The organism is Gordonia bronchialis DSM 43247 (genome assembly GCF_000024785.1).
Classification (GTDB): domain Bacteria; phylum Actinomycetota; class Actinomycetes; order Mycobacteriales; family Mycobacteriaceae; genus Gordonia; species Gordonia bronchialis.
Genome location: NC_013441.1, coordinates 922,108 through 945,605 on the forward strand (window position 1 = coordinate 922,108; position 23,498 = coordinate 945,605).

25 protein-coding genes are annotated in these 23,498 nt (G+C 67.3%); 13 read left to right on the forward strand and 12 right to left on the reverse strand.

Going from position 1 to position 23,498, the window contains the following annotated elements; translation table 11 throughout:
• Positions 1 to 105: 105 nt before the first annotated feature.
• Both GBRO_RS04265 and GBRO_RS04270 read left to right on the forward strand, forming a co-directional pair.
• Positions 106 to 954: an enoyl-CoA hydratase-related protein gene (locus GBRO_RS04265; protein ID WP_012832756.1), complete on the forward strand. Its 849-nt coding sequence runs from the start codon at positions 106 to 108 to the stop codon at positions 952 to 954.
• Positions 955 to 1,087: 133 nt separating this feature from the next.
• Positions 1,088 to 2,089 carry an SGNH/GDSL hydrolase family protein gene (locus GBRO_RS04270; protein WP_012832757.1) on the forward strand — a complete coding sequence of 334 codons (1,002 nt, stop codon included), beginning with the start codon at positions 1,088 to 1,090 and terminating at the stop codon, positions 2,087 to 2,089.
• Here the strand turns inward: GBRO_RS04270 and GBRO_RS04275 are convergent.
• Positions 2,002 to 3,330 (reverse strand): acyltransferase family protein, encoded by a 1,329-nt coding sequence (locus tag GBRO_RS04275; protein ID WP_012832758.1) that lies wholly within the window; start codon positions 3,328 to 3,330, stop codon positions 2,002 to 2,004. The two genes, GBRO_RS04270 and GBRO_RS04275, sit on opposite strands and share 88 nt — an antisense overlap.
• 263 nt (positions 3,331 to 3,593) lie before the next feature.
• Positions 3,594 to 3,941, reverse strand: coding sequence for a hypothetical protein (locus GBRO_RS04280; protein WP_012832759.1), 348 nt, complete (start codon positions 3,939 to 3,941; stop codon positions 3,594 to 3,596).
• Positions 3,942 to 4,259: 318 nt separating this feature from the next.
• Here GBRO_RS04280 and GBRO_RS04285 point away from each other — a divergent pair, with 318 nt between their 5' ends.
• A complete protein-coding gene (locus tag GBRO_RS04285) occupies positions 4,260 to 4,757 on the forward strand; it encodes an HNH endonuclease (protein WP_012832761.1) in 498 nt (165 codons plus the stop codon).
• A 50-nt stretch (positions 4,758 to 4,807) separates the two neighbouring features.
• On the opposite strand, the gene GBRO_RS04290 is transcribed toward GBRO_RS04285, so the two are convergent.
• From GBRO_RS04290 to GBRO_RS04315, 6 genes are all read right to left on the reverse strand, one after another.
• Entirely contained in the window at positions 4,808 to 5,509 is a 702-nt protein-coding gene (locus GBRO_RS04290; RefSeq protein WP_012832762.1) for a DUF305 domain-containing protein, read from the reverse strand.
• Entirely contained in the window at positions 5,506 to 7,014 is a 1,509-nt protein-coding gene (locus GBRO_RS04295) for an LVIVD repeat-containing protein (RefSeq protein WP_012832763.1), read from the reverse strand. Before GBRO_RS04295 ends, GBRO_RS04290 begins: the two co-directional genes overlap by 4 nt.
• Before the next feature lie 142 nt (positions 7,015 to 7,156).
• Positions 7,157 to 7,654, reverse strand: coding sequence for an SRPBCC family protein (locus GBRO_RS04300; RefSeq protein WP_012832764.1), 498 nt, complete (start codon positions 7,652 to 7,654; stop codon positions 7,157 to 7,159).
• 28 nt (positions 7,655 to 7,682) lie between these two features.
• Positions 7,683 to 8,642, reverse strand: a complete 960-nt coding sequence (locus tag GBRO_RS04305; RefSeq protein WP_041919724.1) for an MFS transporter — start codon at positions 8,640 to 8,642, stop codon at positions 7,683 to 7,685.
• 115 nt (positions 8,643 to 8,757) lie between these two features.
• Positions 8,758 to 9,408 carry a PAS and ANTAR domain-containing protein gene (locus GBRO_RS04310; protein ID WP_041920222.1) on the reverse strand — a complete coding sequence of 217 codons (651 nt, stop codon included), beginning with the start codon at positions 9,406 to 9,408 and terminating at the stop codon, positions 8,758 to 8,760.
• A gap of 129 nt (positions 9,409 to 9,537) precedes the next feature.
• On the reverse strand, positions 9,538 to 10,131 hold the full coding sequence (locus tag GBRO_RS04315; protein ID WP_012832767.1) for a TIGR03086 family metal-binding protein: 594 nt from the start codon (positions 10,129 to 10,131) through the stop codon (positions 9,538 to 9,540).
• A 92-nt stretch (positions 10,132 to 10,223) separates the two neighbouring features.
• Here GBRO_RS04315 and GBRO_RS04320 point away from each other — a divergent pair, with 92 nt between their 5' ends.
• From GBRO_RS04320 to GBRO_RS04330, 3 genes are all read left to right on the forward strand, one after another.
• Positions 10,224 to 11,210, forward strand: a complete 987-nt coding sequence (locus GBRO_RS04320) for a helix-turn-helix transcriptional regulator (RefSeq protein ID WP_012832768.1) — start codon at positions 10,224 to 10,226, stop codon at positions 11,208 to 11,210.
• Positions 11,211 to 11,339: 129 nt separating this feature from the next.
• On the forward strand, positions 11,340 to 12,335 hold the full coding sequence (locus GBRO_RS04325; RefSeq protein ID WP_012832769.1) for an alpha/beta hydrolase: 996 nt from the start codon (positions 11,340 to 11,342) through the stop codon (positions 12,333 to 12,335).
• Positions 12,332 to 12,778, forward strand: coding sequence for a MaoC/PaaZ C-terminal domain-containing protein (locus tag GBRO_RS04330; RefSeq protein WP_012832770.1), 447 nt, complete (start codon positions 12,332 to 12,334; stop codon positions 12,776 to 12,778). The genes GBRO_RS04325 and GBRO_RS04330 overlap by 4 nt, the downstream gene beginning before the upstream one ends.
• A gap of 233 nt (positions 12,779 to 13,011) precedes the next feature.
• On the opposite strand, the gene GBRO_RS04335 is transcribed toward GBRO_RS04330, so the two are convergent.
• Together GBRO_RS04335 and GBRO_RS04340 are read right to left on the reverse strand one after the other, a co-directional pair.
• The gene (locus GBRO_RS04335) at positions 13,012 to 13,929 is read right to left on the reverse strand and encodes a vWA domain-containing protein (protein WP_115311776.1); all 918 of its coding nucleotides are present in this window, start codon (positions 13,927 to 13,929) and stop codon (positions 13,012 to 13,014) included.
• Positions 13,930 to 13,992: 63 nt separating this feature from the next.
• Positions 13,993 to 14,925 (reverse strand): AAA family ATPase, encoded by a 933-nt coding sequence (locus tag GBRO_RS04340; RefSeq protein ID WP_012832772.1) that lies wholly within the window; start codon positions 14,923 to 14,925, stop codon positions 13,993 to 13,995.
• Positions 14,926 to 14,935: 10 nt separating this feature from the next.
• On the opposite strand from GBRO_RS04340, the gene GBRO_RS04345 reads away from it, so the two are divergent.
• The gene (locus GBRO_RS04345) at positions 14,936 to 15,427 is read left to right on the forward strand and encodes an acyl-CoA-like ligand-binding transcription factor (protein ID WP_147290621.1); all 492 of its coding nucleotides are present in this window, start codon (positions 14,936 to 14,938) and stop codon (positions 15,425 to 15,427) included.
• Here GBRO_RS04345 and GBRO_RS25090 read toward each other — a convergent pair.
• Together GBRO_RS25090 and kstR are read right to left on the reverse strand one after the other, a co-directional pair.
• The gene (locus GBRO_RS25090) at positions 15,391 to 15,537 is read right to left on the reverse strand and encodes a DUF1059 domain-containing protein (protein WP_083775524.1); all 147 of its coding nucleotides are present in this window, start codon (positions 15,535 to 15,537) and stop codon (positions 15,391 to 15,393) included. The two genes, GBRO_RS04345 and GBRO_RS25090, sit on opposite strands and share 37 nt — an antisense overlap.
• The gene (kstR, locus tag GBRO_RS04350) at positions 15,534 to 16,193 is read right to left on the reverse strand and encodes a cholesterol catabolism transcriptional regulator KstR (protein WP_012832774.1); all 660 of its coding nucleotides are present in this window, start codon (positions 16,191 to 16,193) and stop codon (positions 15,534 to 15,536) included. Before kstR ends, GBRO_RS25090 begins: the two co-directional genes overlap by 4 nt.
• Positions 16,194 to 16,325: 132 nt before the next feature.
• Between kstR and GBRO_RS04355 the strand changes: the two genes are divergently transcribed.
• The 6 genes from GBRO_RS04355 (at position 16,326) to GBRO_RS04380 (ending at position 23,495) form a co-directional block, all read left to right on the forward strand.
• Complete coding sequence (locus GBRO_RS04355; protein ID WP_012832775.1) at positions 16,326 to 18,506, forward strand: acyl-CoA dehydrogenase; 2,181 nt, start codon at positions 16,326 to 16,328, stop codon at positions 18,504 to 18,506.
• 128 nt (positions 18,507 to 18,634) lie between these two features.
• The gene (locus GBRO_RS04360) at positions 18,635 to 19,750 is read left to right on the forward strand and encodes an acyl-CoA dehydrogenase family protein (RefSeq protein ID WP_012832776.1); all 1,116 of its coding nucleotides are present in this window, start codon (positions 18,635 to 18,637) and stop codon (positions 19,748 to 19,750) included.
• On the forward strand, positions 19,740 to 20,903 hold the full coding sequence (locus GBRO_RS04365; RefSeq protein WP_012832777.1) for an acyl-CoA dehydrogenase family protein: 1,164 nt from the start codon (positions 19,740 to 19,742) through the stop codon (positions 20,901 to 20,903). The genes GBRO_RS04360 and GBRO_RS04365 overlap by 11 nt, the downstream gene beginning before the upstream one ends.
• Positions 20,900 to 21,901, forward strand: coding sequence for a bifunctional MaoC family dehydratase N-terminal/OB-fold nucleic acid binding domain-containing protein (locus GBRO_RS04370; RefSeq protein WP_012832778.1), 1,002 nt, complete (start codon positions 20,900 to 20,902; stop codon positions 21,899 to 21,901). The genes GBRO_RS04365 and GBRO_RS04370 overlap by 4 nt, the downstream gene beginning before the upstream one ends.
• Positions 21,898 to 22,323, forward strand: a complete 426-nt coding sequence (locus GBRO_RS04375) for a MaoC family dehydratase (RefSeq protein ID WP_012832779.1) — start codon at positions 21,898 to 21,900, stop codon at positions 22,321 to 22,323. The genes GBRO_RS04370 and GBRO_RS04375 overlap by 4 nt, the downstream gene beginning before the upstream one ends.
• Complete coding sequence (locus tag GBRO_RS04380; protein WP_012832780.1) at positions 22,323 to 23,495, forward strand: lipid-transfer protein; 1,173 nt, start codon at positions 22,323 to 22,325, stop codon at positions 23,493 to 23,495. The genes GBRO_RS04375 and GBRO_RS04380 overlap by 1 nt, the downstream gene beginning before the upstream one ends.
• Positions 23,496 to 23,498: the final 3 nt, after the last annotated feature.

The following is a 23,498-nucleotide window of genomic DNA, read 5'->3' on the forward strand; positions in this document are numbered from 1 at the left end:
ATAAGCGCCCCGACACACAGCGGCACCACCTTCGGGTGGTGCCGCTGTTGTGTACGGCCCGGCCACCCAACCGTCGGAACGCTCGCTCGGTCCATCGGATAGGTTGTGTGGGTGACGTCACGTACCGAGAACTCCGATACCGCGCCGATCATCGTCGAACGCGACGACGAGATCGCCATTATCCGGCTCAACCGGCCCGACCGCCTCAACGCCTTCACCGTGCAGATGGGGCAGGCACTGATCGACGCCTTCGACGAGACCGACGCCGACGACTCGGTGCGCGCGGTGGTGCTCACCGGTAACGGTCGCGCGTATTGCGCGGGCGCCGACCTGGGCAGCGGGGGAGACACCTTCGACGCGTCCGGGATCACCGACGAGGTGCCGCCCGACGAGGGCGGGCGGCTCTCGTTGCGGATCTTCCGGTCGCTGAAGCCGGTGGTGGTGGCGGTCAATGGTCCCTCGGCCGGTGTCGGGGTGACGATGACCCTGCCTGCCGACGCCCGAATCGCCTCGGAGGACGCCAAATTCGGGTTTGTGTTCGCCGCCCGCGGCCTGGTCCCCGAAGCCGCGTCGAGCTGGTTCCTGCCGCGCCTGGTGGGTCTGCCGACCGCGTTGCGCTGGACCATGGGCGCCCAGATGGTCTCGGTCACCGAGGCTTTCGAGCACGGTCTGGTGCAGCAGGTCGTCCCCAAGGACGAGGTGTTGTCCACCGCGATCGCCGTGGCCCGCGAGATGACCGCCAACAGCGCGCCGGTGTCGGTGGCCCTGACCCGACAGCTGTTGTGGCGCATGGCCGGTGCTCCGTCCCCGCTGGACGCGCACACCGCCGATTCCAAGGCGATCTACTATCGCGGGCAATCGGGCGACGTTTACGAAGGGGTGACCGCCTTCCTGGAGAAGAGAGCGGCGGTGTACCCGAACACCGTGTCGAAGGATCTTCCGGAGATCTTCTGACCCGTCGTGCGGCTACCGCCCAGCAGGGTGAGACCGCGTCGACCAGCGGCGTGAGCCAGGAACTGTCGGTCGGCCGGACCGATACCGGGGCGGCATCGTCGAAGGTGACCCCGGATATGTGAAACTGTGCAGCATGAGTCGTCGTCGCTGGTGGTCGCGTGGTGCCGCGCTCGCGGTGTCCGCGGCTGCGGCTGCGGCGCTGGTGATCCCGGGTTCCGGGGTCACGCCGGAGCCCAGCTCGCCGGTACGGACCACCGCGTCCGGGGCGGAGACCCCCGTGCTGGACGTGTATGCGTTGAGTAAGTACGTGTCCCTGGGCAGTTCGTACGCAGCCGGGCCGGCGGTGTCGCGGCTGCACACCGTGTGTCAGCGGTCGGCGGACAACTATCCGCATCAGGTGGCGGCTGCGCTCGGGATGCGGCTGTCCGACGCCTCGTGCAGTGGGGCGCGCACGGTGAACATCCTGCGCGTGCCGCAACGGCCGCTGCGGATGCCGCAGATCAGCGCGGTCACCCCGGACACACGCCTGGTGACGATCACCACCGGCGGCAACGACCTCGACTACATGGGACGCCTGCTGGCGATGGGATGCGCCAACAGCGATCCCCGCCACATCAGCCCGCTGACCGTGCGTGCTTGTGCCCGCCCCAAACCGATCCGCCCGGAGCCGGTGGCCCGTGACTATGTGGCCGTCGAACAGTCCATCGCGGCGACCGTCGGCGCGGTCCGCGCCCGTGCACCGCATGCGCTGGTCGTCATCGTCGACTATCTGCCGCTGGGGCCTGTCGGCCAGCGATGCGCCGGGCTGGCGTTGACGCCCGCGCAGGCGATCTCCACGCGCCGCGTGTACGACGCGCTGGTCGCCGCGACCGCCCGGGCGGCCGCGGCCTCGGATGCGGTGCTGGTTCGTGCGTCGCGGGCCGGCGCGGGACATGGCGTGTGCTCGAAGTCGCCGTGGCTGAGCGGCTTCGGTACCGGTGGGGTTTCCTATCACCCGAACGCGCAGGGCAAGACCGCCGTCGCCGACCTGGTCCTCGCGGCTCTGCGTCAGCCCTCGACGGTGGCCGAATTCGTGACGCTGGGGGTGCTGCCTGCCTCGGGCGTCGTGGGGCCCGGCGTGGCACCGTCGCGGTAACGCCGCCAGAACACCGCGAGCGCCGACACCACCAGCAGCGCGCCGGTGGCCATCACCAGGTTGCCGGGTAGCGGCTCGACCAGGATGCGGATCGCGGCACCGACGATGATCCCGAACACGCCGACGAGCAGGGAACGTCCCGCGTTCTGAGTGCGCCAATCGATGCGATTGCGCCCGGTGGTGATCAGGCTGATGGGGCTGCGGCGCAGGACCTCGACGATGAACACCGTCAGCACCACGGTGCCGACGAAGGACAGCAGCAGCAACGGCCACGGCGCGCCGCCGGCGTGCTTGGTGATGACCGGCATCAGAGCGCTCAACGCCAGCGCATGCGCCAGGTAGATCCCGAAGGAGCGGTCCGCGGCGGTCCGCATGAACCCGTCGGCCACCGAACCCGGCCGGCGTCGGTCCTGCCATAGGGTGCCCAGGCAATACAGGATCAGGATCACCGCGATGTAGGCGAAGACGTTGTGCACGAGGAAGACGTTCGACGCCCGCTCGATGGTGATGCCGAGGTCCACCTGGTGCACGAAGTAGATGATCGTCGCGGCGATCACCGCAACCGACACCACGATCACCGGCAGCCGCCACCGCACCATGAACCGCTGGAAGGCGGGGTAGTGCATGGCGGCGACACAGCCGGCCAGGATGAAGAACTGATACGGCAGGATCGTCGCCACGAGGTGGCGGGCGATGGTCATCTGCACGCCGTGGTCGAAGAACGGCACCGGCGGACTGGTCATCAGATAGATCAGCCCGAGGTGGAAGGCGAAGCTCCCGACGAGCAGATAACGGTGGTAGTCCCAGGTGCGGCGCAACACCCACAGGATGCCGGGGAACACCAGGTAGATCTGCATGCTCACCGACAGGAAGTACAGGTGATACCAGGCGTTGCCGGTGATGAGGTCGTAGCAGATGGATTTCAGCGCCAGGCCGATCGACGCGGCGGAATCGAACAGCGCCCGCAGGTCGGTCCAGCCGCCGGCGATGTAGCGGCCGTAGACCCAGTAGAACAGGCTCCACGTGACGAACGGCAGGCCGATGAGTTTGTAGCGGCGCCGCCAGAAGGTCAACGCCTTCAGTTCGCGATCCCGGTACTGATAGGTGAGGACGAAGCCGGTGAGCGCGAAGAACGAATACCGCGTGTACCGCATCATCAGCCCGACCGCACCGGTCGACATGTTGACGATGTGCGGGATGTTGAGGATGACGTGATCGAGGATGACCGACGCGAAGGTCACCAGCCGGACGAAGTCGATCTGATAGAGATGCTTGTCGGGCTTCTTCGCAGGCGCGGGCGGGGTAGATGTCGCCGGGGCCGATGCGCCGTCGTCACGCTCGTCGGGGTCGAGATAGTCCTCGGTGACCGTTGCGCGTCGCTCGCTGACGATGATCGGCCTCCGCTCTCCCTCGCCGGCCGTCTCTCGGCCGGGTGCCCGCGGAGAGGGTACTCCCTCTACCTGTGAGGTTCCTCGTCACCCGGGACGCGACACGGCCGGAGATCTCAGTTGATCGGCCCGGCCTGCGACGCGAGGGCGAAGACGACCGGGATCAGCAACAGTTCGAGGACACACCCGGCGAGCGCGAACGGGAACGCGCGGTGTCGGTGAGTCACCCGACGGATGACCAGGAACAACGACGCCGCCAGTAGTGCCAGACTGCCCAGGATGCCCGTCCAGGCCGCCGCGTCGATCCATCGCGGACTGCCGCAGTCCTCGTAGGCGCAGGCGTCGGTGCCCATCGCCGATGCGAAGGTCACGATCAGCACACCGCCGGCGATCGCGACATGGCAGGCCAACAGCAGAACGGACACCGTGGTGTCCGCGACGCGGATGGGCCGCTGGTCGGTCATGTACTGACGATATCGGTGGGATTGTTCGGTCGACCTGGAAAATTCACTTGGGCATGACCCGCCCGTCGCGCTAGCGTCATCCGTCGCGCCGACTATCGTCGTCGGCACAACCCCTAACACCCAGCACGATCACGACCCAGCGAGAGGAGGTGGCGCAGATGTCCTTCGTCGACGACGAGACCGGCGGCAGCCGAGATCGGGACGAGAAATGTCTGATCGAAGCCACCACCGCTCGCGCCGAGAATCGCGGGATCGACCTACCAGGCTGATCCCAGACCGTTGGCGCACCACCAGTTCGCCACGTCTCGAGGAGAAGCCATGACCATCTTCGTCACCAACGCCGGGTTGCAGATCCTGGCGCGGGTCACCTGGCGTCGGGCCGCCGTCCTGCTCACCGCCGAAGTCGCCCGCAACGTCGAGGGCACGCCCCTGGTCCGCGAGGTACATTCGCCGACGCTGACCCTCCCGATCCACAAGGTCGTCGCGATCAAGCGCAACGCCTACCGCCCGTTCGCGGGCAAGTCCATGGACTCCTACGCGTCGTCGCCGACGATCCTGCGCCGCGATCAGTGGATCTGCGCCTACTGCGAGGGCCCGGCCGACACCGTCGACCACATCGTCCCGGTGTCGCGGGGCGGGCGGAGCACCTTCGGGAACCTCGTCGCCGCCTGCCGCTCCTGCAACGGCTTCAAAGCCGACCGCACCCCACGCGAGGCCGGGATGGCGTTACGTCACGCGCCCTTCGTGTACGACCCCTGGGCTGCGGATCAGAAAGAGGTCTGGGAGCTGTTCACGCTGCGCTGGAAGACCGACTGAATTCGTAGTAGAAGGTCACTCCTCGCGTGACCTTCTACTACGAGGTGCGGTTAGGTCGGGAGCGGATCGGCGTTGCGTGCCTTGAGCATCAGCGTCATCTGGCCGATCTCGTCGCCCTGATCGCCGATCATGGTCAGCGCCCACTGCTTGGTGGGGGCGCTCGCCCGCTCGTCGTTGTAGGCGGCCTGCGCCATCTCGAGGCCGCCGTGGTGGTGACGGATCATCAACTGCAGGAAGTAGATCTCGGCCGCGCCGCCGGTGAGGGTGGACAGTCGGCCGAGTTCGTCGATGCTCGCCATACCCGGCATCGGCGGCTGATCGGAGGCATCGGCGGCGTCGGCGGATGCCGCAGGAACGCCACCATGATGATGTGCCGCACCGTGATCCATCCACGACATCGGGCGGTCGATGCTCAGCGGCTCACCGAACCACTGCAGCCAGCCACGCATGGTGGCGGTCTCGGTGCTCTGCGACAGGATGAGCCGGTCGGCGAAGACGCGGATCTCCCCGGAGACCCCAGGTAGTCCGGAGACGGTGCGCGCCATCAGGATCGCCTGATCGTGGTGGGTCGACATGTCCTGGGCGAAGCCGATGTCGACGGCACTCGGGGCGTGATCGTCGGCGTGGCGCGACGACTGCCAGGCCACGCCCGCGACGGCGCCGATGGCCAGAATCAGCACCGCGACGGCCACCAGCCCACCGATCCGCAGTGGACCGGACAGCCGAGAACCGGATGGGCGAGAACTCGTCATCCGATCGTCGAATCCTGGTCGGCCGGCGGGGTGTACACGCGAGGACTCAGTTCCAGTGCGTAGAACCCGCCGTCGGCGCAGGTGGTCCAGATCTGGTTGCCGCGCCATTCCGGTGGTGAGGAGCACCAGTCGGTGGCCATGTCGCCACCGATGATCATCCCGGAGCGCGGTCCGATCATCTGCGGCAACGACACCTTGCCGTGCAGGATCGCCATACCGAGGCTGAGGAATTCCACCGCCGGAACACCTGAGATGGATGCCAGGACGTGCGGCGAGTTGGGGAGCTCAGCGATGGTCGCATTCTTCTGGGCCGGCGGATTGTAGTAGCCGATCTCCTTGATGCTCTTCAGGTTTCGGATATCGAAGACGCGGATGCCCGACGATTCCCAGGAGCAGGCCAGCGCCGTGGGGTTGGCCGGCCGATCCACGGTGCAGTAGTGCGGATTGCTGTTGAACACGCTGCCGCCCATGCCCGACCGGAAATTGGTGTCGAGGTTCTTCGGCAGATTGATCTCGAGTTTGATCTGCGCCACGTACTTCGGACGATCGGGTGCGGTGACGTCGAAGAACTTCACGCCACCGGAGCCGAGCTCGTCGACCGTGATGATGTGTGACACACCGCGATAGGTCACCGGGATGGTGTGCTGATTGACCTGCCCGTCGGGCCACAGGTACGTGGCGATCACCGGTACCTGCGGATAGGGCGCGCGCCGCTGGATGGCGCGCGTGTCGAGGATGTTGATGCCCAGCCCGTTGGAGATGAACATGCGGTTGCCGTCGGGCGTCATCCCGAAGCCATGACCGAGGAAACCGTGCAACCCCTGCCAGATGACCCGAGGCACAGCCGGATTCGAGATGTCGATGGCCGAGAGGTGTCCGGGCCAGATCCCCGATGCCCAGTAGGTACGGCCGTCGGGGGAGAAACCGCCCTCATGTGAGGTGAACGGGAGCGGGGTGGCGATGCCGGGCCCACGGTTGAGCAGGCGCGGATGCTCGCAGTCGGAGATGTCGTAGACCGCGAAGAATCCGCCACCCCACAGCAGCGGCACCGAGGTGGCGGCGAGCAGTTTGCGTTTCTTGTTGACCTTCAGGGTCTCCCACGTGCCGCCGCGCATCGCGGTGTCGGCGAGCGAACCGACCACCCGGGGCCGTGCAGGATTCGACGCGTCGATGACCTGTACGCCGGGCTGCCGGACGACGTTGTTGCCCGGGAAGAGGCTGCCGGTGTAGCTGCAGTGCTCGAAGGTCGCCGACACGATCCCGCCGCCGGAACCACGCAGGTTGCCGACCTTGCTCATGTTGCAGCGGTAACCGAGGCGACTGCGTCCGGAGTTGCGGTCCTCGGCGCTCACGTCGCCCTGCAGCCCGCGCTCGGGCAGTGAGCCGGGTCCGCAGTCCGCACGCGGCACCGACACCTCGGAGATGTCCGGGAAGTAGTGGGTGGCAGCTGCGGCCGGCGTTGCGGTCACCGCGGTGGCCGCCAGCACCGCGCCCACCGCGAACATCCCGGCTGCACGCAGCCCCCGACTATGACCTGCACCCCAGCGACGCCTCATCACATACCCCCCGTTGTTCACCAGATCGTGACCGGTGACACAGCCTAGTCTCAGGAATCCAGGGGCGGACGGGATTCGACGATTTGTATGGTCAGGACTCCAGCCGGACGCGAACCCAGTCGAGATTGGCCTGCATACCCCGACGCCAGTCGGACATCCGGCGAGCGATGATCCGCCCCTCGAGATCGGGCTTGGACTCGATGACCTGAGACAACCGGGACGGACCGGGCCCAAGGCGCGCCCATTGCCGCACGATGACACCGTCGGAGGCGCGGTCGATCTCGAAGGCCCACGTCGCCCACGGCTCACCCGTGGGTCCGCCGGCCGTCCACGTCCAGCGTCGAGGGGGTTCGACCTCGGTGATCACGCACTCGGCCGTCCAGGTGCCGAGTCCGTCGGCCGAGTTGGTGCCACGGAACCGGGCTCCGACGACGACCTCGGCGGGCGACCCGACCCAGTCCACCGACACCAGTTCGCCGTCGGTGTGGGTGGGCAGTTCGATGTCGGTGACCACGGCCCAGGCGTCCTCGGCCGTCACCCCCCGGATCAGTTCGGACACTTCGACACTCGGCGCATCCCGATAACGCATCACGATCCCTTCGTCGGCACCCTCAGGGTCACATGTGCCGGATCCGCGCCGGCTGGCGGGTACGGATCCGAAAGACCGTGTACGCCATGGCGGCGGCGACAAAGCAGGCCGCAGCACCCACCCCGAGCGCGACCCGGGCGCCGGCGTATTCGCTGATCGCGCCGATGATCGGCCCGCCGATGGGGGTCGAGCCCATGAACGCCACCGACCACAGCGCCATCACGCGACCACGCATCTGTGGTTCCGATTCGAGTTGCAGCGTGGCGTTGCCGGTGGACATGAACGAGACGGACAGCCACCCGACGAAGAACAGCGCGACGATGGCCATCATCACCAGCGGCACCCACAGCGTGGGCCGGCCGCCCACATACCGCAGTCCCTCGCGCAGTTGCCCCTTTGCCCGGGCGACGGGTTCCTCGTAGGCGATCTCGTCGGTGCGCATCATCCACAACGAGACGACCACTGCCACGAAGCTCGCCGCATTGATCGCGAAACACCAGCCGGCACCGACCGCCGCGAGGATGACGCCGGCTGCGGCCGGCCCGATCGCGCGGGCCGCGTTCACCAGCACCGAGTTCAGGGTGACAGCATTGCGGATGAGGTCATTGCCCACGATCTGATGGATGAATGCCTGGCGGGCCGGATTCTCGAAGGCATTGTTGAGCCCGAGGAGGACCGCGAGCACCGCCACCTGCCAGACCTGCACCCAACCGCCGAGGGCCAACACGGCGAGCACCGCGGCGAGTAAACCCATGACCGACTGCAGGACGATCATCAGCTTGCGCCGGTCCACCCGGTCGGCGACGACGCCCGCATACGGACCGAGGAGCAACACCGGCAGCGCCTGCAGTGCGACGACCACACCGAGGACCGCCGCCGAACCGCTGAGGGTGAGCACCAGCCAGGCCTGCGCGGTGGCCTGCATCCACGTGCCGATCAGCGACAGCGCCTGCCCGCAGAAGTACAGCCGGTAGTTGTGATTGGCCAGCGAGGCGAAGACCGCATCGGAGGTGCGACGTGACCGGCCGGGGGCAACGTCTGTGTCGTCGGCCGGGGCGTGCGGTCATCGGGCATCACCCGCCAGCCTGATCAGGGCGTGGGTACTACCGGTTGTCCTGATGGGCGGTGAGCAGCAGGTTGTCGAAGGCGCGCCGTTCGTTCTCCGGGAGCACGACGTGGCGATCCACACCGGTGACCACGTTGCGGCACAGTTCGTGCAGCTTCACGTTCTCGTTCTGCGACAACCACTTCAGCACCTCGAAGGCGCGGTCGGCGTCCACCCCGTAGGCGAGCATGATCATGCCCTTCGCCTGTTCGATGACCCCGTTGTGCTCACGAAACCTCGACACGTGCGCCGCGACCCGATCGTTCACCCCGTCCTCGATGTCGCTGACGTCGAGGTAGAAGCCCTCGGTTCCGACGGCCGTGCCAGTGGTGTCGGTGAGGGGTTGGGCGATGACCACCACATGGTGGGTGTCTCCCTTGCGGTCGACGATCCGGTGCCGACTCGAGAAGGGCGTTCGCCGGGTGATCATCTCGTCGAGTATCGCGAGAAAAGACTCACGGTCGTCGGGGTGCTTGTGACCGACCACGAGTTCCGTGGTCGGGGTGACCTCGCCGGGCCGGTAGCCGTGTAGCTCGGCGACCTCCACGGACCATTCCCAGTTCTGGGAGTCGAAGAAGAACCGGAACCGTCCCACGTGCTGGGGCCGTCGGCTCGGCGCACCGCCGGCTCGAGCGCGATCATCGATCACTGGTCCACCCTTTGCGAACAACAGCACCAACAAGTAGTCGCCACCGGTCTCGGGCGGATCACACACTACTGGTTGGGCCGCGGGTAGGTCCCGGGTGGGCCTCCTACCGGCGATGCCGTCGACATCGGATCAGCGTGCGAGCCTCACCCAACTCTCGGATCGCCGCCCGGACCAGTTGGCCAGTTGCTCGGTCAGGCCGGCGCCGTCGCGGGGTTCGACGACGGGGCCGAAGGGCACAGCGTCGTCGCCGCGGATGTCGGCGGAGATGAACTGGCGGGCCACGGCGAGGGCGGGGGCGACGACGGCCGGGTCGGCTTCGGGGTCGGCGCCGATGGCGACGGCCAGATCCCAGCCGTGCACCAATGTCTCGTTGACATAGCCCCAGAGTGCGCCGGCGCCGGGCACGGTGCCCCACGGCACGCTCACCATGGCACCGAGTTTGGCGTCGTCGGACCAGAGTTCGATCGCGTGAGCGACGGTGTCGGCGTAGGTCGCAGCGTCGTGGACGGCGGGAAAGCCGTCGATGGCGAAGATGTCTGCGCCGGCGGCCAGTCCTTCGGCGCGGCGTGCGGTGCCGATCAGGTGGCCACAGAGCGCTTGCACGTCGAGCTTGGTGCACGGCGTCCGGTTCTGGAGCTGGTCGGGGGCCACGCGCTCCATCAGCGACGCTGTCCAGCTGGTGGCAGCGGCATAGACGGGACGCGGGTCGGTGGGCTGGTTCATGACGATCCTTTTCTCGGTGGTGTGCTGTCAGAACCCAGTCAACGACCAAATCCTGACACCTTCTGTCATGTTTTGCAGGAGAATGTTCAGGCATGCGTGCCGAACGTCTGCTGGCTGTCCTGATGCTTCTCAAGACGCACTCGCGGATGACGGCGGCCCAACTCGCCGACGAGCTCGATGTCTCCGAACGGACCGTGTTGCGCGACATCGATGCCTTGTCGTTGTCGGGGATACCGGTCTACGCCGAGCGCGGCCGGCACGGTGGATTCGCGCTGCTGCCCGGCTATCGGACCGACCTCTCCGGTCTCACTCTCGACGAGGCGCGGACCCTGGTGGCCGGGGGTGGGCGCCTCGACTCGCCCGCGTTTGCCTCGGCGATGCGCAAGGTCGCGGCCTCGCTTCCTGACGCATTTCGGACCTCGGCGGTCCGTGCTGCCCAGCGAATCCTGTTGCGGCCCGAGGGGTTTGTGCATCCACCGCGGGAGATCGATGCGCTCGGTCCGGTGCAGCAGGCGGTGTTCGACGGTCGGCGGATTCGCGTCCGATATCGCCGGCGTGGGGCCGAACGCGCCGCCGAGCGCGTTCTCGACCCGATCGGATTGATTGTCGCCGGCGACACCTGGTATCTCGTCGCCACCGCCGACGGCACCGAGCGGATGTACCGGATGTCGCGGATGTCGGACGTGGAGATCCTCGACGAGCCCGCGGCGCGCGCCGACGATGTCGACCTCGAGGAGATCTGGCAACGCCACCGCGCCGAGTTCCGGGCCGGTTTCACCGAGGTGCCGGTGATGGTCCGCGCGTCGCCGGAAACCGCCTCAGCGCTGCGGGGGATCGCCTCAGAGATCGCGTCGTCGGCACTGCCGGACGGCCGCGTCGAACTCACGCTCGGGTTCATGGGCGAGGGGCATGCGGTCAACGCGTTGTGGACGTTCGTGGCCGACGTCGAGGTGAGGCAACCGGACGGGGTGCGGACCGCGATGGTCGAGCGGGTGCGCGCGATGGGGCGGGTCTATGCCAAGGATGACCGGCGCGACAATGACCGGCCCGACGACGGCTCACCCGAGGATGACCGGTGAGTACCGCAACGACACGGTCACAACTGGCTAACGGGAGCCGCCACGAGTTGGGGAACTCCCTGAGAGCTGGATAAGCTGTGACAGTTGTGACAAATGAGACTAAAGGGGTTTGTGGTGCATAGTCGGTGGATGACACGAGCGCTGGCTGTCGTCGGGTCCGTCGGAGTCCTGGCCGGCCTGTGCGCCGGCGTGGCCGCAGCCGACCCCGAACCCGACCCCGGCGTCTCGCGGATCGACACCGTCATCCACGACGGACCACAACAAGCGACCGTGATCGTGTACTCGGCGTCGATGCACAAGATGATCCCGGTCAACGTGCTCCGCCCCAAAGATGCGAGCAAGCCGCGACCCACGCTCTATTTGCTGAACGGCGCCGGTGGTGGCGAGGACTCCGCGACGTGGGCGGCCAAAACCAGCTATGTGCAGTTCTTCGCCGACAAGAACGTCAACGTCGTGACACCCATCGGCGGTGCCTTCTCCTATTACACCGACTGGCAGCGCGACGACCCGGTGCTCGGTCGCAACAAGTGGACAACGTTCCTCACCAAGGAGCTGCCGCCGCTGATCGACAAGGAGTTCAAGACCACCAAGGTCAACTCGATCGCCGGCATCTCGATGGCCGGCACCTCGGTCCTGAATCTCGCGATCGCCGCTCCGCGTCTCTACCGGTCCGTCGCGGCCTACAGTGGATGTGCGCGCACCAGTGATCCGTTGGGGCAGGCCTACATTCGGATGGTGGTGGCCGATCGTGGCCAGGGCAACCTCAACAACATGTGGGGCCCACCTGCCTCGCGTGGCTGGCGGGACAACGATCCCTTCATCAACGCCGCCAAACTCCGCGGGACCAAGGTCTATATGACCAGTGGCAGTGGACTTCCCGGCAAGTACGACCGTGCCGATTCGCCGCTGATCAACGGTGACCTCATCACGCTCGGCAACCAGATGATTCTCGGTGGCATCATCGAGGCCGCGGTCAACGACTGCACCAAGCAGATGGCCGTGCGCCTGAACAAACTGCACATCCCGAACAAGGTGTTGTTGCGACCCAACGGAACCCATTCGTGGTCGTATTGGGAACATGACCTGCACACCACCTGGCCGATGATCGCCGCCGACCTGCGGTGAGCGGCGTCTACGCCGACGATCTCGAGGTGGGCCGGGTCTACCAACTCGACTCGTACACGCTGACCGAAGACGAGATAGTCGAGTTCGCGAAGACGTGGGACCCCCAGATCTTCCATGTCGACAAGGCTGCGGCCGAGGCCGGCGCCTACGGGGGTCTCATCGCCAGCGGCCTGCACACCCTCTCGATCTATCAGCGCCTGGCCGTCGCCGGCTCCTTCGGCGAATGGAATGTCATCGCCGGAAAACGATTCAGCGACGTGCAATTCCTGCGCCCGGTCCGTCCCGGTGACACCCTCACCGGGACCCTGGTGATCGATGCCGTCGACATCGATCCGCGCGGTCGCGCGTTGGTGACCACCACCGCCGAACTCGTCAACGACCGCGGCGCCGCCGTCCTGAGCGTCACGGTCGACGCCTACGTCCGCACCCGTCCCACCGGTTGAGCGGGTCCCGCCCCCCATTCTGTTGGTTGAGCCGGCACATGCGAGCGTAGCGAGTGCGCGCCGTGTCGACACCATGTGGTGTTTCTGGGATGGGCAGGTGTTGCGGATGCTGTTGTGTTGTTTGTGGTTTCGACGCGCGTCGTGCTCGTTCCTCGCTCGTCGCGGCTCACCAGCAGGCGGGGGTGTCGGCTCAACCAGCGGGTGGAGGCGTGGATCGTCGCGCGTGAGAGGCGCTACCCGAACATCCGCCGCAGTGCGGGCGCCACGTCGTGGTGATCGCGCACCGGCAGGCATCGGCCATGGCCGACAAGGGCGAGGTCGCGTCCCAGATCGGTGTCGTGCTCGCCGGAGACGTCGAGCAGCACATCGAGCCGGGGGAGACGGGCCGCGGTCGAGCGCGGGTCGGGACCGGCGTTGTGGACGCAGTCGCTGAGCAGCAGAACCCGCGCATCCGCGACCGGAACCCCGGCGAGTTCGTCGGCGGCCACTGACAGTGCGAAGTCGAGATTGGTGAGTCCCTGGGCGGGCAGCGTCAACAGCGCATCGACCACACGGTCGGGTGACATCGGTTGACCCAGCCGCGAGATCACGGCGGCGTCCGACCAGAATGCGATGACGCCCACCGCATCTCGGCTCAGCTCTCCGGCCAGCGCACCGGCGGTGGCGGCCGCGGTGCGCACCTGCTCACCGCGTGCGGAACCGGAGACGTCTACGACGAGAACGATCGAACGCCGACGACGGACCCGCTCGCGCACCAGGATGTGGTCGTCGGTGGGCAGCGGTGTCGCGGCGACGGCCTCGAGAGTCCGGTCCAGGTCGATCTCGTCGGACACACCGCGCCAGCGCCGGGTCGTCAAGGTCCCGGTTGCCGATCGCGGTGCATCACGTGGCCGGATCACCTGCGACAGTGCGAGTTTCCGGGCGATCTGCCGCGCCCGCCGACGGGCGTCCGGATCGGCCGTCACACCGGGCGAGTCGGTGTCGCGCTCCCCGGTTTCCTCGGTCACCCCGGGTGCGCCGGAGCCGACGCCCCGTCCGCGGTGCCGGCCACGGTCGGACCGGGAGGTCACCACGAACCCGCCACCGCCGGTGGCCACCAGCAGATCGGGCTCGCCGTCGAGCTGCTTGGGTTTGCGGCGCAACGGTTTCAGAGTGTGTGCCGGGCGCGGTGCGGATGTCCGGCGGGTCAACGGCGAGTCGGCCTCGACGGCTCTTCAACCGGGCTCGGCCGCGGCGGGCGAGAGCAGGAAGTGGTCTTGCCAGATCTCGGCGAGAATGGCTTCGGGTGTGGCAAAAGCGGTGTCGTCGAGGTGGATTCGACCTGACAGCGACACCGTCATCGCGTCGAGGAAGCATCCGGTGTAGTCGGTCGGGAGGTCGCGCGGCGGATCGATGGACTCGACCTCCGGAATTCTGATGGCGCGCATCGCGCACAACTGCGTCGCCACCAGCGCCAGGTCGATCGCGCCGCGTACACTGCTGCCCTGGCGGATGTCGTCTCGTTCGCGCGTGGCCCGGGTGACCGCCACCGCATCCGCGACGACTCGCGCAGCGACGGGATATGCTCGGCGGCTGACGATCTCGCGTTCCGCGGCGGCATTCTGGTAGTCGACGACGAGCCGGCACATCCGGTCGTACACCGACGTGGACAGACGCGTCGTGCCGATGTTGTCGTACGGGTTCATCGACGCCACGATGCGGAACGAGTCCTTGGCGGCCACCGTCCCCACCCGCGGCACGGTGATCACCCGCTCGGCCATGGCCGTCAACAGTGTGTCGATGGTGTCCTCGGGGGCTCGGTTGAACTCCTCGACGTAGAGGAAGCCGCCCACCCGCATGGCCTCGAGGAGCGGGCCGTCGACGAAGTTGTCCGCGCTGTAGTCCTCCCGCAGCACACGAGACGGATTGTGGTGGCCGACGAGCCGGCTCGGCGTGAGGTCGGCGTTTCCTTCGACGAGTACCAACGGGATCCCCCATTCCGCGGTGATCGCCCGCAGCAGCGTCGATTTCGAGGTTCCCGGCGGCCCCTCCAGGATGAGGTCGCGACCGGCGGCGACCGCCGCGAGGACCAGGTCGAGTTCGCGGTCGCGGCCGACGACCTGTGCCGCGATCGCCGATCGGATCGCGGCCAGGTCGAGCAGACCCATGGTGACTCCTTTGTCAGCGGCTGTGGTCAATGCCGGTTACAGACGTCCGCCGGCGTCGATGGTCTGGGTGGAGTCCGCTGCCGAGCTGGCCCGGTTCCGTCGGCTCCTGACCGAGGCCGACCCCGCCGATGATCCAGCGAAAGTGGTTGCCGCGGCGTTCATCTCATCCATCGATCACGGACGGGACAAGGATGAATGGGCGCGGCACCGTGCCGAGCTGATCCTGCACGCGCCCGCGGTGCAGGCGCAGGCCAACAACGTCTATCGTCAATGGCGCAGCGCAGTAGCGCATTTCGTCGCCCACCGGCGCGGCGAAGGACCCGACGCGCCTTATCCGGTGGCGGTATCACATGCGGTGCTGGCGGCTTCGGCTGCCGGACATGAGATCTGGCTCGCCGACCCGACCGCCGATCTCGTGAGCTGCCTACGGAAGATGTTCGCGATGATGATGCCGACGGACGACGCTCAGGTGGCCATGAAGAGGATCTCATCCCGCGAATAGTCATGTCCGGGATGGTTTTCGGTCAGGTGGGCGCGCACCTTCTCGACCAGTTCGTCCTCGTCGGCGCCGCGCAGCATCTCACCGCACGGGCAGGTCAGTCGTGTCTTCATGATTCGCGTATCCGATCTTTGAGCAGTAGTCGAACCGTCAGTTCGAGCCGGTTGGTGACGTCGGTCGCCGATGCCCGGCGGGTCAGCCACTGCACCAGATTCGACATCCACACATCGGCGAGCACCCGGGCGATGGCCAGATCTTCGTCGGTGGGTTCACCCTCGTCGACGATGGCGCCGGCGAGAAGTCGGTCGATGATGCTGGCCACCTGATCGACCTCGGCGGTGGCCGACGCGTCGGCGAACATGAACGCCCGCGTCATCGCCTCGGTGAGCAGGGGATCGCGCTGCATCGCGAAGGTGATCATGTCCAGGACGTGCCGCAGTCGCTCGATCGCGTTGTCGCCACGCAGCTGGGACCGGTCGACCTTGGATTCGACGCGGCCGAGTTCGCGGGCCAGCGAGGTGACCAGCAGGTGCACCTTGGAGGGGAAGTAGCGATACAGGGTGCCCACCGCGACGTCGGCTTTGTCGGCGACGGTGCGCATCTGGACGGCGTCATAACCGCCCTTGGAGGCCAGCGCGAGAGTCGCGTCGAGGATGCGGCGCCGGCGTTCGCGCTGCGCGCTGGAACCTGCTTCGGGGACGGAGGTGTTCGGCGCCGCATCCTCGTCGGGAGCGTCGATCGCGGCATTGCCTGATGCGGAACGGGCCATGTGCTCTTCGGACATCCTCACGTTTTCGAAGTCGGGATGGACGCTATCGGGTGGGTACCGAATCTACATCCACTCATGGCATATTAGAACAGGTTCTATTTATTCGTCACTCGACATTCGCAAGGAATCACCGTGACAATCGCCACGTCCGAAGAGCAGAACGCTGTCCGTCAAGCGATCGCCGACTGGGCGCGGACCGTCGGCACCGCCGACCTCGTCCGCTCCGATCTCGACAAACCACGCGATCAGTGGGCCGATCTGCTGGCACAGCTCGCCGACTTCGGGGTCTTCGGTGCCGCGGTCGGCGAGGATCGCGGCGGACTCGGTGCCCGCTTCGCCGACGTGGCGGCGATGCTCGAACAATGCGGCACGAGTCTGGTGCCGGGTCCGCTCGCACCGACGGTGGCCGCGGCCGTTGCGCTCGGTCGCGTCGACGGAACGCGTGCGCAGCAGGTACTCGACGCGCTGATCGTCGGTGGGTACGCCGCGGTGACACCGGCGGCGGCCACCGCCGGTGATGCGCCGGTGATCGTCGACGGTGTCCTGGATCTGGGTCTCGTCGCCGGCTTCGTCGATGGCGCTGCGGTGCTCACCCCGCTCGCGTCGAACGGGACCTGGTACGTCATCCCACCGGGTTGCGGTGTCGCCGAAGTGGTTCCGCAGTCACCGGTGGACGGCACGTCGTCGGTGTCGCGGGTGCGCATCACCGACATCGCCGACGACGATCTCATCGCCCTCGATGACTCCGTGTTGGTGACCGGCCTGATCTCGGCGGCGCTCGCGGCATACCAGAGCGGCGTCGCGCGCTGGTGCCTGACGACGGCCGTCGACTACGCCAAGGTGCGGACCCAGTTCGGAGCCCCGATCGGGTCGTTCCAGGCGATCAAGCACATCTGCGCCGAGATGGCGTGCCGCAGCGAACGGATCACCGCCGTCGCATGGGATCTGGCGCGTGCCGTGGACGCCGTGCTCGACGGCGAGGAGGACGCGCACGAGCAGATGCGGATCAGTCGGGCCGCGGCCGATGCGGTGGCCGCCGCCGACCCGGTCGCCAACGCCGAGGACTGCATTCAGGTGCTCGGCGGCATCGGATTCACCTTCGAGCACGACGCCCACCTGTATCTACGCTCGGCGCTGGCCGCCCAGATCACGCTCGGGTACGGCACCGCTGCGCGCATTGAACTCGCCCGTCTCGGTCTCGCCGGAGGGCGTCGCCGATTCCGGCTGGATCTATCCGACGTCGAGCACCGGCGCGCCGAGGTCCGGGCCGACATCGCCGACATCGCCGCCGCCGATCCGGCTGATCAGCGTCGGCTGCTGGCCGAATCCGGTTACCTGACCCCGCATTGGCCGGCGCCGCACGGACTCGGGGCCGACGCGGCACTGCAGTTGCTGATCGACGCGGAATTCGACCGTGCGCAGGTGCACCGGCCCGACCTGGTCATCGCCGGCTGGGCGATCCCGACGATCCTCGAACACGGCACCGACGAGCAGCGCGACCGCTTCGTGGGTCCGACGCTGGCCGGCGACATCGTGTGGTGTCAGCTGTTCAGCGAACCCGAGGCGGGCTCCGACCTCGCGGCACTGCGCACCCGCGCCGAACGCGTCGACGACGGCGAGAACGGTGCCGGGTGGCGGCTGACCGGACAGAAGATCTGGACCTCGCAGGCCCACAACGCACAGTGGGCGATCTGCCTTGCGCGCACCGACCCGGACGCCCCCAAGCACAAGGGCATCACCTACTTTCTCGTGGACATGGCCTCACCCGGTCTCGACATCCGGCCGCTGCGTGAACTCACCGGCCGCGCGAACTTCAACGAGGTGTTCCTCGACGACGTGTTCGTGCCCGACGACTGCGTGGTCGGCGAGGTCAACGGCGGCTGGCGGCTGGCCCGGACGACCCTGGCCAACGAGCGTGTCGCGATGGGCGGATCGGGGTTGGGCAAGGAGATGGAAGCCCTGCTCGCGCAGCTCGCCGACAGTCCCCGCGAGCCGACGCCGGCCGATCTCGCCGATCTCGGGGCGATGGTCGCCGACGCCCATGTCGGCCGGGTGCTCGATGCGCGCGCCGTCACCGAGCGACTGGCCGGACACGACCCGGGTGCGTTGTCGAGCATCCGCAAACTGATCGGCGTCGAGCATCGGCAGGCGGTCCCCGAACTCGCGCTGCGACTGCTCGGCGTCGAAGGTCTCGCGGCGTCGGAGGCCTCCGATCTGCTGCTCCAGAACCGCTGCCTGTCGATTGCCGGTGGGACGACGCAGATCCTGCGGACCGCGGCAGCCGAACGCATTCTCGGTTTGCCCCGCGGCTGAGGCCGGGGTCTGGGTGGAGAACCGCTGCTAAACCCCCGCGACGTTCGCTTCGGCACGCTACTCTGATACAACTAGAACAGGTTCTAATTCCGGGTCGGTCTCCGGCCCTGGCACGAGGAGGCTCCGGGGTGGATTTCGCCCTCGATGGCACCGCGATCGCGGTCCGCGACGTCGCCGACGACGTGTTCGCGCGACATCAACCCGATTGGGAATCGACCTTCGGCGCCGCCGGGTCCGATGCCCCGCGATTCGACACCGAACTCTGGCGCGCGCTCGTCGACGCCGGGCTGCTGGCGCTGCCGTTGCCCGCCGAGTTCGACGGTGACGACGTCGGTGTGCTCGGCCTGCTGCCACTGCTGCGTCGGATGGGCGAGTCCGCGGCGGTGACCCCCGCGCTCGGCACTCTCACCGCAGCGCTCGTGTTCGCCGCGGCCGACACGAATCCATGGCAGCGATGGCCGGAGGCGCTGATCGGCGGCCGGTGGGCGGCCATCGCACTCGGTGAGCCCGGCGACGCGCTGACCGCCACCCCGCACACCACGGTCCGGGGCGGGCGCTGCAGCGGAACCAAGGTCGGCGTGCTGCACGCCGACGGCGCATCGGTGTTGCTGGTCGGCACCGACGCCGGGGTCGCCGTCATCTCGGCCGACGCCGACGGGGTGAGCATCACGCCCACCACGTCATCGAGCGGCTGGGGCGAATCCACCGTCGTCTTCGACGACGTGGCCCTCGACGACGCCGACATCGTGACCCGCGATCTCAGTGTGCTCCGCGACCGCTACCGCCTGGCGCTGTGCGCCTACGCCGACGGACTGATCGCCGGTGCCACCCGGCTCACCGCCGACCACGTGTCCACGCGCGAACAGTTCGGCAAACCGATCGCGTTGTTCCAGGCGGTCGGCCAGCAACTTGCCGATATCTACGTGATCGGCCGCTCACTCGATCTCGCGGTCACCTCCGCAGGTTGGCGCCTCAACGAAGGTCTCAGCGCCGCAGACGATCTCGCGATCGGCATGTACTGGATCGCCGACGAGGTGCCCGCGACGATGCGCACCATGACGCACCTGCACGGCGGTGTCGGCGTGGACATCACCTATCCGTTGCACCGCTACTTCTCCATCGCCAAGGACCTCGCGCGGCTGGCCGGAGGTGCCACGCAGCGCCTCGACGAGTTGGCCGATGTGCGCGACCTGGCCACCCACGAGTCCGACGACACCGCCGAGGATGCCGCCGATGTTCATTGACCTGACCCCCGAGCAGCGGGCTCTACGTGCCCAATTGCGTTCCTACTTCGCCGATCTCGTCACCCCCGACGAGGCCCGGGTGATGCTGACCGAACGCCACGGACCCACCTACCGCGAGGTCATCCGACGCATGGGCCGCGACGGGTGGCTCGGCGTCGGGTGGCCGACAACGTACGGCGGGCGGGGGTTCGGTGAGATCGAGCAACAGATCTTCACCAACGAGGCCATCCGTGCCGACGTCCCGCTGCCGGCGGTGACCCTGCAAACCGTCGGCCCGACCCTGCAGGAACACGGCACCGAAGAGCAGAAACAGAAGTTCCTGCCGGCGATCCTGGCCGGCGAGGTCCATTTCGCCATCGGCTACACCGAACCGGAGGCCGGGACCGATCTCGCCTCGTTGACCACCAGTGCGGTCCTCGACGGCGATCACTACATCGTCAACGGGCAGAAGATCTTCACCACCGGCGGCCATGACGCCGACTACATCTGGCTGGCGGTCCGCACCGACAAGGATGCGCCCAAACACAAGGGCATCTCGATCCTCATCGTCGACACCAAGGATCCGGGTTTCAGCTGGACCCCCATCATCACCGCCGACGGCGCCCATCACGTCAATGCGACGTACTACAACGATGTCCGGGTACCGGTGTCGATGCGCGTCGGTGACGAGGGTGGCGGCTGGAAACTGATCACCACCCAGCTCAACCACGAGCGGGTGATGCTCGGGCCGGCCGGCCGGATCGACGGGCTGGCGGCACGGGTGCGTGCCTGGGCGCAGCGACCGGGACCCGACGGCACCGTGATCGCCAAGCACCCCGACGTCCGGCGCGCGCTCGCGCAGATCGACGCCTATGCCCGCATCAACGAACTGCTCAACTGGCAGGTGGCCTCCACCGGCGAGGCGATCTCGATGGCCGACGCCGCGGCGACCAAGGTGTTCTCCACCGAACGGGTGCAGGTGGTGTGCCGCATGATCAACGAGATCATCGGCCGCAACGGCGATTTCACCGATTCGGAGACCGCCGAACTCGTGGACTGGCTCGACGTGCAGCAGAAGCGACACGTGGTGATCACCTTCGGTGGCGGTGTCAACGAGGTGATGCGCGACATGATCGCCACCGCCGGACTGGGATTGCCGAGGGCCAAACGATGACGACCAGCGCCGACACCATCCGCGCCGCCGCGCAGACCATCATCGACGACGGGCCCAGCGCGCCGATCGCCGGCCGCGACCCGATCAATCAGCCGATGATCAATAACTGGGTCGAGGCGATGGGCGACGAAAATCCCATCTACACAGACGAATCCGCGGCTCGGGCGGCCGGGCACCCGGGGATCGTGGCGCCGCCCGCAATGGCGCAGGTGTGGACGATGCGCGGCCTGCACGGTGCCCGCACCGACGACGATCCGCTGGGCCGTGCGTCGCAGCTCTTCGACGACGCCGGGTACACCTCGGTGGTGGCCACCAACTGTGACACCGTCTATCACCGTTACACGCAGCTCGGGGAGGAAGTCAGTCTCTCCGCGGAACTGCTGGATGTGGTGGGCCCCAAGAACACCGCGCTGGGGGAGGGCTGGTTCTTCACCACCCGCAACGTGTGGTCGGTCGACGACGAGGTCGTCGCGGAGATGCGCTTCCGAATCCTGAAATTCCGTCCGGGTCAGCAGAAGCCGGCCGGACCGACGGTGCCCGAGGACCTCGATCCGTCGAAGATGCTCAAACCCAGTGCATCTCGCGACACCGCCTTCTTCTGGGAGGGCGTTGCCGCCCACGAGCTGCGGATCCAGCAGACCGGAGACGGCACGCTGCGTCATCCGCCGATCCCGGCGACGTGGAAGCCGCGTGGCGAGGACGGTTCGGTACCCGAGACCGACTACGTGGTCGCGGCCGGAACCGGCACGATCTACAGCTTCGTGGTGCATCGCGCGCCCAAGGTGCCGGGTCGTGCGCTGCCCTTCGTCGTCGCACTCGTCGAACTCGATGAAGGTGTGCGCATGCTCGGCGAGCTGCGCGGTGTCGACCCGGCCGACGTGCGGATCGGTATGCCGGTGACCGTGACCTTCCTGGACTTCCCGGCCGACGACGCAGCCGGCCAACCCGCGTGGACCCTGTATGCGTGGCAGCCCGCCGACCAGGAGGATCGACGATGACAAGCCTTGCGCCACAACCGGTCGCCGTATCCGACGCGTTGCCGCCGCTGGTCATCGAGGCCACCCCGACATTTGTGGTGTCCACGGCACTGGCCACCCGTGACTTCCAGGATGTCCACCACGACCGCGATCTCGCACAGGCCAAGGGGTCGACGGACATCTTCGTCAACATCCTCACCGACACCGGACTGGTGGAGCGTTTTGTCACCGACTGGGCGGGCCCGTCTGCCCGAATCCGTTCCATCGCACTGAAACTCGGCGTCCCCTGGTACGCCTACGATGCGGTCACCTTCACCGGTGAGGTCACCGCGGTCGACGGAGGACTGGTCACCATCGCCGTCACCGGCACCAACAAGCTGGGCAAACACGTCATCTCGACGGTGACCGTCGACATGGATGTGCCTGCCGGGGAGGGCAACTGATGGGCAGATTGTCGGGTCAGGCGGCCATCGCCGGCATCGGGGCGACGGAGTTCTCCAAGGACTCCGGCCGAAGCGAACTGCGACTTGCCACCGAGGCGGTATCGGCTGCCATCGCCGACGCCGGACTACAGCCGTCCGACGTCGACGGTCTGGTGAGCTTCACGATGGACACCAACGCCGAGATCGCCGTCGCCCGATCGGTGGGAATCGGTGAGATGACCTATTTCTCACGCATCCACTACGGCGGCGGCGCGGCCTGCGCGACGGTGCAGCAGGCCGCGATGGCAGTCGCCACCGGAGTCGCCGACGTGGTGGTGGCCTACCGGGCATTCAACGAACGGTCCGGCCTGCGGTTCGGCCAGGTCAACAGCGCGGTGGCCAATCAGGAGAACTCGTCGGGCACCGACAACGCCTTCAGCTACCCCCACGGCCTGTCCACACCGGCCGCTTTCGTGGCGATGGTTGCGCAGCGATACATGCACGACTTCGGCGCCACGAGTGCGGATTTCGGCCAGGTTGCCGTGGTGGACCGCAAACATGCCGCGGTCAACCCGGATGCGTTCTTCTACGGCAAGCCGATCACCCTCGAGGATCACCAGAACTCCCGCTACATCGCCGAACCGCTGCATCTGCTCGACTGCTGTCAGGAATCCGACGGTGGGGTCGCCATCGTCGTCGTCTCCGCCGAACGGGCCCGCGATCTGCCGCATCCGCCCGCGGTGATCGCCGGCGCCGCGGCGGGCAGTGCCGACGACCAGTTCATCATGACCAGCTATTACCGCGACGAGTTGGCGGGCCTGCCCGAGATGGGTCTGGTGGGCCGACAGTTGTGGAAGCAGTCGGGACTACGGCCCGAGGACATGGACCTCGCCATCCTCTACGACCACTTCACCCCGTACACGTTGATGCAGTTGGAGGAGCTCGGCTTCTGCGGGCGCGGCGAGGCCAAGGACTTCGTCCGGGAACCCGGTGCCCTCGAGGTGGGTGGCCGGTTGCCCTTGAACACTCATGGCGGACAACTGGGCGAGGCCTACATCCACGGCATGAACGGCATCGCCGAGGCGGTTCGACAGCTTCGTGGCACCTCGGTGAATCAGGTCCCAGGTGCCGAGAAGGTCGTCGTCACGGCCGGAACCGGTGTTCCCACATCAGGTTTGGTCCTCACCCGATGAGCA